The organism is Streptomyces sp. DT190, assembly GCF_049846985.1.
GTDB lineage: Bacteria > Actinomycetota > Actinomycetes > Streptomycetales > Streptomycetaceae > Streptomyces.
Map to the genome: position 1 here is coordinate 58,153 of NZ_JBNCNM010000011.1, position 13,913 is coordinate 72,065.

11 protein-coding genes are annotated in these 13,913 nt (G+C 72.0%); 7 read left to right on the forward strand and 4 right to left on the reverse strand.

The window, feature by feature from the left end; translation table 11 throughout:
* Window positions 1–89: 89 nt before the first annotated feature.
* The gene (locus tag ACPXCS_RS20420; RefSeq protein WP_425948167.1) at window positions 90–968 is read right to left on the reverse strand and encodes an SCO6745 family protein; all 879 of its coding nucleotides are present in this window, start codon (window positions 966–968) and stop codon (window positions 90–92) included.
* Window positions 969–1,186: 218 nt separating this feature from the next.
* Window positions 1,187–2,569, reverse strand: coding sequence for an MFS transporter (locus ACPXCS_RS20425; protein ID WP_425948166.1), 1,383 nt, complete (start codon window positions 2,567–2,569; stop codon window positions 1,187–1,189).
* A gap of 430 nt (window positions 2,570–2,999) precedes the next feature.
* Between ACPXCS_RS20425 and uppS the strand changes: the two genes are divergently transcribed.
* The 3 genes from uppS (at window position 3,000) to fxsT (ending at window position 7,373) form a co-directional block, all read left to right on the forward strand.
* Entirely contained in the window at window positions 3,000–3,722 is a 723-nt protein-coding gene (uppS, locus tag ACPXCS_RS20430) for a polyprenyl diphosphate synthase (protein ID WP_425948253.1), read from the forward strand.
* On the forward strand, window positions 3,716–5,197 hold the full coding sequence (locus ACPXCS_RS20435; protein WP_425948251.1) for an oxygenase MpaB family protein: 1,482 nt from the start codon (window positions 3,716–3,718) through the stop codon (window positions 5,195–5,197). Before uppS ends, ACPXCS_RS20435 begins: the two co-directional genes overlap by 7 nt.
* Before the next feature lie 154 nt (window positions 5,198–5,351).
* Entirely contained in the window at window positions 5,352–7,373 is a 2,022-nt protein-coding gene (fxsT, locus tag ACPXCS_RS20440) for an FxSxx-COOH system tetratricopeptide repeat protein (protein ID WP_425948165.1), read from the forward strand.
* A gap of 118 nt (window positions 7,374–7,491) precedes the next feature.
* On the opposite strand, the gene ACPXCS_RS20445 is transcribed toward fxsT, so the two are convergent.
* Window positions 7,492–7,992: a PaaI family thioesterase gene (locus ACPXCS_RS20445; protein ID WP_425948163.1), complete on the reverse strand. Its 501-nt coding sequence runs from the start codon at window positions 7,990–7,992 to the stop codon at window positions 7,492–7,494.
* Window positions 7,993–8,084: 92 nt separating this feature from the next.
* Between ACPXCS_RS20445 and ACPXCS_RS20450 the strand changes: the two genes are divergently transcribed.
* The 4 genes from ACPXCS_RS20450 to ACPXCS_RS20465 all read left to right on the forward strand — a co-directional run bounded on the left by ACPXCS_RS20450 (window position 8,085) and on the right by ACPXCS_RS20465 (window position 13,391).
* Complete coding sequence (locus ACPXCS_RS20450) at window positions 8,085–8,552, forward strand: winged helix-turn-helix transcriptional regulator (RefSeq protein WP_425948161.1); 468 nt, start codon at window positions 8,085–8,087, stop codon at window positions 8,550–8,552.
* 539 nt (window positions 8,553–9,091) lie between these two features.
* Entirely contained in the window at window positions 9,092–9,712 is a 621-nt protein-coding gene (locus tag ACPXCS_RS20455) for an SRPBCC family protein (RefSeq protein ID WP_425948159.1), read from the forward strand.
* A 36-nt stretch (window positions 9,713–9,748) separates the two neighbouring features.
* The gene (locus ACPXCS_RS20460) at window positions 9,749–12,067 is read left to right on the forward strand and encodes an FdhF/YdeP family oxidoreductase (protein WP_425948157.1); all 2,319 of its coding nucleotides are present in this window, start codon (window positions 9,749–9,751) and stop codon (window positions 12,065–12,067) included.
* A 202-nt stretch (window positions 12,068–12,269) separates the two neighbouring features.
* Window positions 12,270–13,391 carry an FAD-dependent oxidoreductase gene (locus ACPXCS_RS20465; RefSeq protein WP_425948155.1) on the forward strand — a complete coding sequence of 374 codons (1,122 nt, stop codon included), beginning with the start codon at window positions 12,270–12,272 and terminating at the stop codon, window positions 13,389–13,391.
* A 96-nt stretch (window positions 13,392–13,487) separates the two neighbouring features.
* Here the strand turns inward: ACPXCS_RS20465 and ACPXCS_RS20470 are convergent, their stop codons facing one another.
* Entirely contained in the window at window positions 13,488–13,871 is a 384-nt protein-coding gene (locus ACPXCS_RS20470; RefSeq protein WP_425948154.1) for an STAS domain-containing protein, read from the reverse strand.
* Window positions 13,872–13,913: the final 42 nt, after the last annotated feature.

The following is a 13,913-nucleotide window of genomic DNA, read 5'->3' on the forward strand; positions in this document are numbered from 1 at the left end:
GCCGCGGGCCGCTGACCAGGCGGTTGTCGAAGTCCATTGCCCCCACCCCGGGTTGACGGCCACCCTCGGGGGAGCACCGGGCGAGGAGGTCAACTCGTCGACGTCCACGTGCCTTCGGTGAGCCCGACCGGGTTGCCCGTCGGGATGACTCCCGAGTCGAGGACTCGTCGTGCGAGTGGTTCGAGCAGATGGGCGAGGCGGGTGGTGGCCTCTGCGCCCAGTGCCCGCCACGGCGCCCCCGCCGCCGCGTCCGTGTCCGCCTCCATCTCCTCGTGGGCGGCCGCACCGGCCGGGGTGAGGCTCCCCTCCTCGTCGACCCAGCCGCGCTCACGCAACTCCGCCCGCGCCGAACGCCATTGCTCGACGTCCCACCGTCTGATGCGCTGCTGGAACTCGGCGTCCGTCTCCCCTGTGGCGCTCTTGAGCACCAGGGCCTCGACCGGCCCCAGGCGGCGGCCCACGAGTACGGCGACATGGCCGTCGCCGCGGTGTTCGCGCAAGGTCGTCACAGCCTGCCAGAGCCTGACGTGGGGCTGGGCCGGGCGGGGCAGGACCTGGTTGGCGGCGCCGAGCACCCGGCCCGCCGTGTCCGCGGCCTGGGCGGCCTCCCAGGCGAGGTCGGCAGCCTCGGCCAGCTCGGTGGAGGCGATGGTCTCCGGGCCGAAGAAGCGTGTCATCGCGGCGTCCATGGCCTGCTCGCGAGCCTCGATCACCCGCTCCGGGGATGCGAGAGCCCACGCGCCCGGCAGCGCGCCGGCCGCCCGGTCCGGGTGGAAGACGTAGAAGGAGCTGGTGACGACGGATGCGGGGACCGGGCCGAGAGGTGCGGCGCGCAGGGCGAAGTAGCTCGTCCAGTAGCCGCGCAGTCCGAGCCCGTCCGCGATCTCGCGCACCTCGGGGGTGAAGTAGACCAGTTGGTGGACCGGCTCGAACCTCTCCCACATCGCCCGTGCGACGTTTTCGTTCATGTCCTGGTCCTCCCGGCTCGTCCTGCTCGGCTGCGGCGAACGTCGAAGGGCAGCATCCATCATGACGGCGGTCATAACAAGACGCGTACGGCACGGTCCGGGCAGCGAGGCGATCGACTGCGGCCGGCACTCTCGTACCGGGCGGACGGACCTTGCGGAGCACGCCGTCGTGGTGCGGGCCCGGGGAGGGGCGGGCCGGCCCGCGAGGCCCGGCCGTTTCAGCGCCGGTAGGCCGTGACGGCGACGGCGGGCAGGAGGGCGAGGGAGAGGATGCCGCCGGTCAGGGCGAGGGCGGGATAGCTGGTGGCGGCGACCATCAGGCCGGAGGCCATACCGCCGGTGGCGCCGGCGAGGGCGATCGAGACGTCGACCAGCCCCTGCGTCTTCGCCCGGGTGGCGAGCGGCACGGTGTCGGTGATGATCGCGGTGCCGGCGACGAGGCCGAAGTTCCAGCCGAGCCCCAGCAGGGCGAGGGCGAGGGCGAGCAGGGCGACGGAGTCGCCGGGCGCGACACCGGCCAGGATGCCCGCGGCCAGCAGGGTGACGCCGGAGGCGGCGGCGATCTTCATGCTGCCGTGGCGGTCGACGAGCCAGCCGGTGAGCGGCGAGGGCAGGTACATGGCACCGATGTGGAGGGCGATGACGAGCCCGGAGGCTGCGGTCCCGTGGCCGTGGTCGTGCATGTGCACCGGCGTCATCGTCATGACCGCGACCATGACGAGCTGCGTGAGGACCATGACCAGGGCGCCGAGGACCACTCCGCCGCGGCCTTCGCCGGGGTCGGCGGTGTCGCCGGGGTCGGCGGCAGCGGTGATATCTGTGGCAGCGCCGGCATCGGTGGCAGCGCTCGTATCGGTGGCAGCGCCAACATCGGTGGTAGCGCTGGTGCCGGTGGTAGCGCCGGTGCCGGCCGCGGTCTGGCCGGTCGTGATCTCGGCTTCCTCGGCCTGGGCGACGGCACGGGCCAGCAGCAGTGGGTCGGGCCGCAGCCGGAGGGTGAGGACGAGCGCGGCCAGTGCGTACGCGGCGCCGGAGAGGATGAAGGGTCCGGCCAGTTCGGGGATGCCGAGGTGCTCGGCGAAGGCGCCGGTGGGGGCGGCGAGGTTGGGTCCGGCGACACCGCCGAGGGTCGTGGCGACCAGGACGGTCGAGACGGCGCGGGCCCGATGGCCGGGCGCGGCGAGGTCGGCTCCGGCGTAACGGGCCTGGAGGTTGGTCGCCGTGCCCGCGCCGTAGACGAACAGGGCGATGAACAGCAGGACGGGGTTGTCCAGGACGGCGGCGACGATGACACCGGCGGAGCCGATGGCGCCGGCGAGGTAGCCGGCAGCGAGGCCGGGGCGGCGTCCGTGTGCTTGGGAGATGCGGCCGACGGCGACGGCGGCGAGCGCGGATCCGGCGGTGAACAGGGCACTGGGCAGCCCGGCGAGGCTGGTGGAACCGAGCATGTCCTGGGCGAGGAGGGCACCGACGGTGACGCCCGCGGCGAGTCCCGCGCCGCTGAGGATCTGGGAGGCGACCAGGACGCGCAGCGTGTGGCGCTGGGCCCGGGCAGGGTCGGATATGGGGGACGTCGAGCCCGTGGGCGCGGTGCTGGTCATGTCCTCTTCCGGAGCGGAATCGCGGGCTGGTGAGCAGCGGCTCGGATCAGTTTCGCCTATGCGCCGTGCGCGGGGTGGTGCGACCGGGGGCGTCGGCGGCCCCGGTGGTGTCGGCGACGGGGGTGTCTGCGTCCTTGAACGCCGCGGGGACAGTTCGCCCTGCTCCTGCCCGGCGGCGGGACAGAAAGGCGGGAGTCCCGCGCGATGCCCCGCTCCGCTCCCCTACCGCTGCCCCGGACACCAGTACCAAGAGTGAAGTTGCGAGGTGTGCACCTTGTGCGCGGGTCGACGCTGTCAGTGTGCTGCTGAAGATCGTATGGCGGTGGCATGCCGTCGGGCACGCTGAGGGGCGGGTGTGACAGTTCAGCAGTCCACGGGCATCGGGCCCCCTTCGCTGCCAGGTCCCTCGCACGGGGCCGGCCGGGTGACGTTGCGCGAGGTGCCGCGCCACGTCGCGTGCGTCATGGACGGCAACGGCCGGTGGGCGGCGCAGCGGTCGCTGCCGCGCACGGCGGGTCACCGCGCGGCGGAGACGACGGTGATCGACGTCATCGAGGCAGCGCGCGCGTCCGGGGTGGGTTGGCTGAGCCTGTTCGCGTTCTCCACCGAGAACTGGCGCCGCCCTGACAGTGAGGTCGAGTTCCTCATGCACCTGGTGCGCCGGGTCGTGCGCAAACACGCCCCGCTGCTGCACGCCCGGGGCATCCGCTGCCGCTTCCTCGGCGCGACGGATCCCCGGATCCCGCCAGGGCTGGGCCAGGACATCGCGGACCTGACGACGCTGACCTCCCGGAACCGCGGCATGACGCTGACGGTCGCGTTCGACCACGGAGGGCGCAGGGACATCGTCGAAGCCGCACGCTCGTTGCTCCGCAGTGGCGTGCCGGCCGAGACCTTGACGGAGGAGACCTTCGCCGCTCACCTCCCCATCCCCGACACCCCGGACGTGGACCTGGTCATCCGCACCTCCGGTGAACAGCGCATCTCCAACTTCATGCTCTGGCAGGTCGCCTACGCCGAGTGGATGTTCCCGCCGGTGCTGTGGCCCGACTTCCGCGCACCTGACTTCCTCGCCTGTCTGCACACGTATCGGCAACGCGAGCGCCGCTTCGGCGCCGTGCCGACGAATGAGAAGGGAAAGCCCCGATCGTGACCTCCACGGACGACCCCGGCGCCGCTGCCGCCGACGCCGAAACCTGTGAGGAGCCGTTGTTCGGTCCCGGCTCCGAGTTCCACGCGCTGTTCAACGACCCGCGCTGGGCACCCGCCATGGTCCGGGCGACCGTCCTGGAAGCGGCACACCCGCAGATCGGCGCGGCTCTGCTGGACAACTCCACGTTCGTCGCCCACCCCTGGCGGAGGCTGCGGAACACCTTCGTCAGCATGCAGCGCATGTTCGGTGCCGACGAGCACGTGCGGCACCGGGAGGCCGCCCGGCTCAACCGCATGCACGCCCGGCTGAACGGCACCGACGCGCACGACAGGCCCTACGACGCGATGGACCCCGGTGTCCGCGCGTGGGTCGTGGCGACCCTGTTCGACAGCGCCGTCACGATGTGCCGGCTCAGCGGGCAGCCCCTCGAACAGCGAGCCATGGAGCGGCTGTACGGAGAATTCCAGGCGTTCCTGGCCGCGATGGGAGACGAAGCCGGTCATCTGCCGCACACCCTGGCCGAGTTCTGGCCCTACTTCGACCGGATGGTCGCAGAGGAACTGGAGAACACGGAGGCGATGCGGATCATCCTCTACAAGCTCTTCGACCACCTCCCCGCTCCGCCCGCGCTCCACGGATTCCCCGCGCTGTGGGCCACCGGCCGCGCCCTGACCGGCCCGGTCATCGGGGCGATCACCGTGGCCTCCTTGCCGGAACCGTTCCGCCGGCGGGCCGGACTGCCCGAGATCGTCGGAGCCCAGACTTTGATGCAGGGCGCCTACCTCGCCGCCGGTCTGGCCCGCTTCCTGCCCGGCGGCTGGATCCAGGCCGAGAACGTCACCGAGTTGCTGACGCTCTCCCCGCACAGCGACGACCCCCGCGCACGGAGCCTCACCGCCCTGCGGGAGCGGATGCAGCAGGCGGGCGCCCTCTTCCGCCTGATCACCCCCCTGCCTCCGGAACAGGAACCCACCACGGCTACCACGGCCGCCACTGCACAGCGCAGCGCGGAGGAGTTCTTCGCCGAGGTCCTCGACCAGACGGGCGACGGCTACCTGGACTGGCCCGACCTCGCCGCGATGGCACGCGAACTCTCCGGCCGCCTCGACCTGGACGAACCCGAGGAGACCCGGCTCTACAACGCCTTCGCCGACTGGTGGCGTGAACTCCAGACGGCCCTCGACACCGACGGCGACGGCCGTATCAGCGCCCGCGAGTACGCCGTCGCGACCGGCCGTCTGGCCGGTCCCGCGCTCATCAGGGTCGCCGAAGTCCTCTTCGACGTCACCGACACGGACGGCAACGAGCGCATCGACGCCGACGAGCACCGAGCCCTGTTCCGCACCGCCTTCCACCGCGACACCGACAGCTCCGACGACACGTACAGCCGCAGCACGTTCGTCAACCAGTTCCTGTCCTTCATGTCCGGCCGCCGGCGCACCACTCCCTACGACCCCCTGCTGGCGGACGCGTGACGCGCTGATCCCCCTGGATCCGCACCCCGCACGCTCATCCGCCGACAGACCGGCCTGCACCGAGAGGGAAAGGGGACCGACTCGCGCGCATCGATGAGGCGGTCCCCGGTTAGGATCACGTCGGCCGTCGTCGTTGCGACCGGGGAGGAAGCCCATGTGGCGCAGGCTGGTCGGGACGGTGGCTGGTCTGCTGGTGCTGTTCGTCGGCAGTCTCGCCTTCAACGCCGCCTCGGGGCAGAGCCGGTGGCCGGGCCCGCTGGACTTCGTGCGTCTCCACCCGTGGGTGGTGCTTCTGTTGCTGCTCCCCCTCGCGTGGCTGGGGCTGCGGCCCGAGTCCCGCAGCGACCGTACGCCCCGTCCCGCCGCACCGACGACGTACCGTCTGCCGCCCCGCAACACCCACTTCACCGGCCGTGACTCCGCACTGGGGGAACTGCGGCGGCAGCTCGGTTCGGCGGGCGACGTCACCACGGTGGCCGTGCACGGGCTGGGCGGTGTGGGCAAGACGCAGCTCGCGGTCGAGTACGCGTACCGCTATCTGTCGAAGTACCGGTTCGTCGCGTTCGTCGACGCGGAGGATCCCGACCTCCTGACACCGCAGTTCACCTCGCTGGCCCGGGAGTTGGGTCTGGCGGACGCCGGTTCGGGGCAGGTCGTCCATGGGGTGTACGCCTCGCTGCGGGACCGCAGGCCGTGGCTGATCATCTTCGACAATGCCGAGAAGCCGGGGGCGCTGCTGCACGCGCTGCCTTCGGGCGACCTGGCGAAGAACGGCCACGTCCTCGTCACGACCCGCACGAGCTCGTGGTCGGGCACGGCCGATGTCATGGATCTGCAGGTGTTCTCGCGACAGGAGTCCGTCGGCCTGCTCAGGCAGCGGGTACCCGGCACGAGCGCCGGGACGGCAGACCGGATCGCGGAGCAACTGGGCGATCTGCCGCTGGCGTTGGAGCAGGCCGCGGGCTACATGACCTTCCACCAGACGGCTCCCGACGAGTACCTGGCGCTGCTGACGACACGCCTGGAGGACATGATCGCGCGAGGTGAGCTGGCCGACCGGCCCGCGGTGGTCGTCGCCACCCTGTGGCAACTGAGTGTGCGCCGACTGCGGGAGCAACAACCGCAAGCGGTCGAGCTGTTGCAGCTGTGCGCCCTGCTCGCCCCGGAGCCCATCCCGCTGACCCTCTTCACCGGCGGCCCCACTCCCGTGATCGCGGCGGCCGGTGACCCACTCGCGTGGGACACGACGGTCGGCTCGCTGGCCGGCCTCGGCCTGGCGCGGCGCGAGGACTCCGCGCTGGTGCTGCACCGGCTGGTGCAGGCGGCCGTCCGAGCCTCGATGACGCCCGAGTCGCTCACGACGGCCCGGGCCCGGCTGTGTCGTGCGCTGCTGGAGGCCGTGCCGCACGACGTGCACGGCGACGCGAACGCCCGGCCCCGCTGGCACACGCTGCTCCCCCATGTGCTGGCCGTCACCAAGGACGACCCGGCGGCCCGGTACGCGCCGGAGGCGGCCCTCCTGCTGCGGCTGGCCTCCGAGTTCCTCCTCGCGATCGGCGACCGGACGCTGGCGCTCCCCCTGTGCGAGCGCGCCCTCGCACTCGACGAGGCACTGGACGACCGGGACGCGGAGGTCGGCTTCGACCTGATCACACTGGCGCAGATCCACCGGGACCTCGGTGCGCCGGAGACGGCACGCCCCCTGGCGGAGCGAGCACTGCGCCTGCACGAGTCCTGCCTGCCCGCCGACAGCCCGGCCATCGCCACGGACCTGGCGACCCTCGCCCGGACCCTGTGCCTTCTCGACGAGCATCAGGCCGCGCTGCCCCTGGCCGAGCGGGCGTTGCGGATCGACGAGGCCGCGCACGGGCCGGACGACCCCTTCGTGAGTTTCGACCTGATCGCCCTGGCGACGGTCCACTTCGACCTCGGCGACGCGGCGACAGCCCTGCCGCACATCGAGCGGGCCCTGCGGATCCGCGAGGCCCACTACGCGCCGGACCACCTGTACATCGGTTACGCCCTGCTGTTCAAGGCCCGGGTCCTTCATGCGCTGAACGACCCGGCCGCATGGGAACCCGCGGACCGGGGCGCGGACATCCTGCGCGGCCAACTCGGCAGCACCCACCCCAAGACCGAGGACGCCGTGAGCCTGGCGGACAGCCTGAAGCGCTGACGAGGGCGGCTCGGCGGCGACATGTCCTCACCGGCACCCGTGGTCATGTCGGCTTCCCCGTCCGGGCGCGACGCCGGTGGTCACGTCGGCTTCGCCGCCCTGGCGCGGCACCCGGGGCTCACCCCCGGGGCGGAGGCACCGGGAAGAGCAGGCAGCTGCTGGTGGCGTGGGCGAGCAGACGGTCCTTCGTGTCGAGCAGCTGCGCCTCGGCCAGGGCCGTCTGGCGGCCCTTGTTCACCAGCCTGCCGACGGCGCGCACCGTGCCCGTCTCGACCGTGATCCTCCGGAGGAACTTCACCGCCAGGTCGAGGGAGGTGTACGCCATGCCCTGCGGGAGGGTGCTCTGGACGGCGCAGCCCGCCGCCGAGTCGAGCAGGGTGGCGAAGATGCCGCCGTGCACGCTGCCGATGGGGTTGTAGTGCTCCTCGCCGGGAGTCATGGAGAAGACCGCCCTGCCGGGCTCCACCTCGTCCAGGGTGAAGTCGATGGTGTGGTTGACGGGCGGGCGCGGCAGGTGTCCGCCCTGCAACTCGCGCAGGAAGTCGATGCCCGCCATGCGTCCGGCGGCTTCCGCCAGGATCGCGGGGTCGTCCCACTGATACGTACGCGTTCGTCCCACGGCCCGGCACCTTCCCTCTGGCTTCTTCATGTGAAGCTAGCTTCACGCTCAGCTGACTGTCAATGACGAAGCCAAGCTCCTACGATGGCGGGATGGAGTGGCTTGAGGCGAGCACGGAGAACTGCCCCGTCCAGCGCACGCTCGACGTGGTCGGCGAGAAGTGGACGCTGCTGATCCTGCGGGACGCCGTCAACGGGGTCCGCCGGTTCGACGACTTCCACCGCCACATCGGCCTGTCCGAGGCCGTCCTCAGCGACCGGCTCCGCAAGCTGATCGCAGCCGGCATCCTGAAGACCGTCCCGTACCGGGAGCCGGGCAGCCGCTCCCGCAACGAATACCGCCTGACCCGCAAGGGCTGGGACCTGTGGCCCGTCCTCATGGCGCTGAGCCAGTGGGGCGAGACGTACGCCCTCGGCTCCGAGGGCCCGGTGCTGGACGTGCGCCACACCGACTGCGACGCTCCGGTCCGTGTCGTCGTCGAGTGCTCCGAAGGACACTCGACCCTCACACCCGCACAGGTGACCGCCCGGCTGGGCCCCGGCGCCCGGCCCCGGTCGTAGGCCCCCTTACGCGGATCAGCCGAGATGCGCCGTCACCGCGGGGGAACTCCCCCGGCGCCCTCGCCGAGGCGGAGAAGTGCCGGCCGGGTGGCCGCGAAGGCGCCGGCACCCCTCGGGGCCTCGGCCCGATCGTCGCACCACCGCCGGGTCAGAGTGAGTGGCGGGTCCACGCGCAGGGGACGAAGCTGGAGGTGACAGCACCGCCGCAGACGACGCCGGCCGGCGTGACCATCAGCCGGGACCCACCGCTCGGCCGCTGGGCGGCACCCTCCCGCCCGACCCCGACCACCACATCCCCGACCTCATGACGGACGGCGTGCCGGGTGGCCTGGCCGGTCTCGGCGGCGTGATCGTCGGCGGACGTGCGGTGGCTTTCCGCGCCGCACCGTCCGTATGCACGCCGATGACCGGCCGCCCCAGCCGCAGACCCGCCGGGGCGACTCGAAAGGACTCGATGGGGGAACCGGAAGAGAGGCCCTGATTCAGCAGGGGCGGTCGGGTGCCCCGGCCCCGGCTGCCGCACCGGAGGAGAGACCGCGATGGTGGACGAAGACGACGCCCGGCAGGCCACACCGGATGCCTCGGGAGTGCGCGCCGGTGGCGACGGTGTCACGCGGCGCCGGCCGCTGCGGAAGCGGCACGTCGAGGAGACGGTCGAGGTCGCGGTGCCGGTGCGGACGGCGTACAACCAGTGGACGCAGTTCAAGACCTTCCCTCGTTTCTCGTCCGTGGTGCACGGCGTCGAGCAGGTCAGGCCGACCGTGACCGCCTGGACCCTCGGTTACGGGCCCCTGCGCCGCCGCTTCGCGGTCGAGATCGTGGAGCAGGACCCCGACGCCTACCTGGCCTGGCGCGGTCTGGAGCAGAACCCGTCCCACCAGGGTGAGGTCGAGTTCCGGCCGACGGGGTCCGGCGGCACCGCGATCACCGTCCGGATGCTCCTGGAGCCGCAGGGGGCCGCAAGGCTCCTCACCGGTTCGTCGCGGGCCGCGCGAGTCGCCGCGCGGCTGGTGCGCGGCGAGCTCGTGAACTTCAAGCGGTTCATCGAAGGGCTGGGGCAGGAGGGCGGGGCCTGGCGCGGCACCATCCGCAACGGCCGCGTGCAGCACGACCACCCGGAACCGCCCAGGAGCCGCGTGGCCCAGTGGCCCGTCGGCTGACCCGCGTACCGGACACGGCAAGAGAAAGGCGAAGCGATGCAGAACCCGCCCGGCGAGGAGCCGGAGACCACCCTCTCCGTGACACCGCCGAAGAAGTGGGCGGCCGGGGTCCCCGCTGTCGTGCACGCGCTGGAGTACTCCCTGGAGCAGACCTCCCCGGGCAGGACCGGAGTGGACCTGCTGACCATGAACCAGGTGGGCGGGATCGACTGCCCGGGCTGCGCCTGGGCGGACCCGGCCCCGGGCCGACGCCATCGCAACGAGTACTGCGAGAACGGCGCCAAGCACATCAACGACGAGGCCACCACGCGCCGCGTCACCGCCGACTTCTTCCGTGAGCACAGCGTCTCGGACCTCGCCGCCCGCTCCGACATGTGGCTCAACCAGCAGGGCCGACTCACCGAGCCGATGATCAAACGGCCCGGCTCCGACCACTACGAGCCGATCGGCTGGAACGACGCCCTGGGCGTCCTCGCGCAGGAACTGAGAAGCCTGTCCTCCCCAGACGAGGCCGTCTTCTACACCTCCGGCCGCGCCAGCAACGAGGCCGCCTTCGTCCTGCAGCTCTTCGCCCGCGCCTTCGGCACCAACAACCTGCCCGACTGCAGCAACATGTGCCACGAGTCGAGCGGCTTCGCGCTGAGCGAGACCCTCGGCACCGGCAAGGGCACCGTCAGCCTCGACGACCTCCACCACGCCGACCTGATCTTCCTGGTCGGGCAGAACCCGGGCAGCAACCACCCGCGCCAGCTGACCGCCCTGGAGGAGGCCAAGCGCAACGGCGGCCGGATCGTGGCGGTCAACCCGCTGCCGGAGGCGGGACTGCGGCGCTTCAAGAACCCGCAGACGCCGCGCGGGATCGTCGGACGCGGCACCCAGATCGCCGACCGCTTCCTGCACATCAAGCCCGGCGGCGACCTGGCCCTGTTCCAGGCCCTCAACCGCCTGCTGCTGGAGGCCGAGGACGCCCGGCCCGGCACCGTCCTGGACCACGACTTCATCAACGCCCACACCACCGGGTTCGAGGAGTTCGCCGAGCACGCCCGCGCCGTCGACTGGGACGATGTGCGCGCCGCGACCGGACTGACCCGCGAGGAGATCGAGAAGGTCCGCGACGAGGTCCTCAAGAGCGACCGCGTCATCGTCTGCTGGGCCATGGGCATCACCCAGCACAAGCACGGCGTGCCCACCGTCCGGGAGATCGTCAACTTCCTGATGCTGCGCGGCAACCTGGGGCGCGCCGGCACCGGTGCCTGCCCGGTGCGCGGCCACAGCAACGTCCAGGGCGACCGCACCATGGGCATCTGGGAGCGGATGCCGGACACCTTCCTCGACGCTTTGCAGCGGGAGTTCGGCTTCGACCCGCCGCGCGCGCACGGCCTGGACTCGGTCAACTCGATCAGGGCGATGCGCGAGGGCCGCGCCGAGGTCTTCCTGGCCCTGGCCGGGAACTTCGTCCGGGCCGCCCCCGACAGCGAGGTCACCGAGGAGGCGATGCGTTCCTGCCGGCTGACCGCCCACATCTCCACCAAGCTCAACCGCTCGCACACCGTCTGCGGCGACACCGCGCTGATCCTGCCGACCCTCGGGCGCACCGAGCGTGACGTCCAGGCGGACGGCGAGCAGTTCGTCACCGTCGAGAACTCGATGAGCGAGGTGCACACCTCCCGGGGGCGCCTCGAACCGGCCTCCCCGCTGCTGCTCAGCGAAGTCGCCATCCTGTGCCGGCTCGCCCGCCGCACCCTGGACGGCAAGCCGGACATCCCCTGGGACACGTTCGAGGGCGACTACGGCACCATCCGCGACCGCATCTCCCGGGTCGTGCCGGGCTTCCACGACTTCAACGCCCGCGTGACCCGCCCCGGTGGCTTCCAGCTGCCCAACCCGGTCAACGAGGGCGTGTTCAACAACAAGGTCGGCAAGGCCCTGTTCACCTGCAACGAGCGCGTGGTCCCCCGGGCACCCGAGGGGCATCTGCTGCTGCAGACGCTGCGCTCGCACGACCAGTGGAACACCGTGCCGTACACCAACGACGACCGCTACCGCGGCATCCACGGCAGCCGTCACGTGGTGCTCGTCAACCCGGCCGACCTGACGGAACTGGGTCTCGCCCAGGGTGATCACGTCGACCTGGTGAGCGTGTCGGCGGACGGCACCGAGCGCCGGGCCGAGGACTTCGAGGTGGTGTCCTATCCGGCCGCCAAGGGCTCGGCGGCCGCCTACTATCCGGAGACCAACGTGCTGGTGCCGCTGGACAGCGTCGCGGACATCAGCAACCAGCCGACGTCGAAGGGCCTCGTCGTCCGCCTCGAACCCACCCCCGCGCGGACCCGGACCCAGGCCGCGCGGGCCTGACCGGCGGCACGATCCGGCGGGGCCCGCGAGGCCGGCACCGCCCCGCCGGGTTCCGGCACGACCAGTGGGCTCCACCGGGCCATCCTCGTGTCGGCGTTCTGTCGGTGCTGTCCGTGCTCTGTCGGTGAGCCGTAGGCCCAGGTTGACACCTTGGGCGAAGCGCCGACCGGAACCCCCGGCGGCCCGGTCCCGGAGGAGCCTCATGCACAGCCCCGTCACGATCATCGGCGCCGGACTCGGCGGACTCACCCTCGCCCGCGTCCTGCACCTCCACGACATCCCGGTCACCGTCCACGAGGCGGAGACCTCCCCCACGGCACGCGCCCAGGGCGGACTGCTCGACATCCACGACTACAACGGGCAGCTCGCCCTCAAGGCGGCCGAGCTGATGGACGAGTTCCACGCCGTCGTCCTGCACGGCCGCCAGGCCCTGCGGATCGTGGAACCGGACGGGACCGTCCTGTTCGACCAGCCCGACGACGGCACTGGCGGTCGCCCCGAGGTGCAGCGCGGCGACCTGCGGCAGCTCCTGCTCGACTCGCTCCCGGCCGGCACCGTGCGGTGGGGGCACAAGGTCACCGGCGCCCGCGCCCTGGGCGAGGGGCGTCACGAGGTGACGTTCGCCGACGGCTCCACTCTCGTCACCGGCCTGCTGGTCGGCGCGGACGGCGCCTGGTCACGCGTCCGGCCGCTGCTGTCCCCCGCCAGGCCCCGCTACATCGGCAAGTCGGTGGTCGAGACCTACCTGTTCGACGCCGACGAACGGCACCCGGCCACCGCCGACCTGGTCGGCGGCGGCATGCTGATCGTTCCCTCCCCCGGCCGGGAGCTCTTCGCCCACCGGGAGAAGAACGGCACCCTGCACGCCTACACAGGGCTGGCCGAGCCGCAGGACTGGTTCGCCGCGATCGACTTCACCGACACCGCCGCGGCCACCGCGCGGATCGCACAGGAGTTCGACGGCTGGGCGCCCGAGCTCACCGCGCTGATCACCGGCAGCGACGTCCCGCCGGTCCTGCGCCCCCTCCACGCCCTGCCGGCCGGGCACCGGTGGGACCGTACGCCGGGTGTGACCCTGCTCGGCGACGCCGCCCACCTCGCCGCGCCCAACGGTGAGGGCGCCAACCTCGCCATGCTCGACGGCGCCGAACTCGGCCAGGCCCTCGCCGCCCACCCGGGGGACGTCGAGACGGCGCTGGCCGCGTACGAGCAGGCCATGTTCGGCCGCGGCACCGAGACCGCCCCCGACGTGATGCCGTGGATCGACTCGCCCGACAACACGGCCCGTCATCTGACCGACCTGTTCACCGGGCAGGGTGGTTGATCCACGCGGTGCCACGCGCCACAGCCGGCACCGCTGACCTCGCCGTGCGCACGGGCGCGCCCCAGGTCACCTTCCTTCCGGGTCGGCCGGAGCCCGTCAGCCGGGCGAGGGCTCGGAGCCGGCCTCACCGGCGGCCACCGCGTCGGCGACCGTCGGGTGCACCGGCAGCAACTCGTCGATGCCGGTCATGGTCAGCATGCGCACCAGCCGGTCGGGTACGTCGGCGAGGTGGAGGGCACCGCCGTCCCGCTGGGCGGTGTGCAGGAGCGTGATGAAGGTGCTGAGGCCGCTGGAGTCGACGTAGTCCACTCCGGCGAGGTCCAGCACCAGATGCCGCGCGCCCTGGTCCAGCAGCACCGAGACGTACGCGCGCAGCGAGACCGCCGTGTGCAGGTCCACGTCTCCGGCTACGGCGACGACCGCGATGCGGTCGCTGATGTGGTGGACGGTCATGTCGAGCGCGTCTGACACGTCGGTCATCACTCCTGGCGGGGCTGGGACACTTCGGGGACTGCGGTGCCG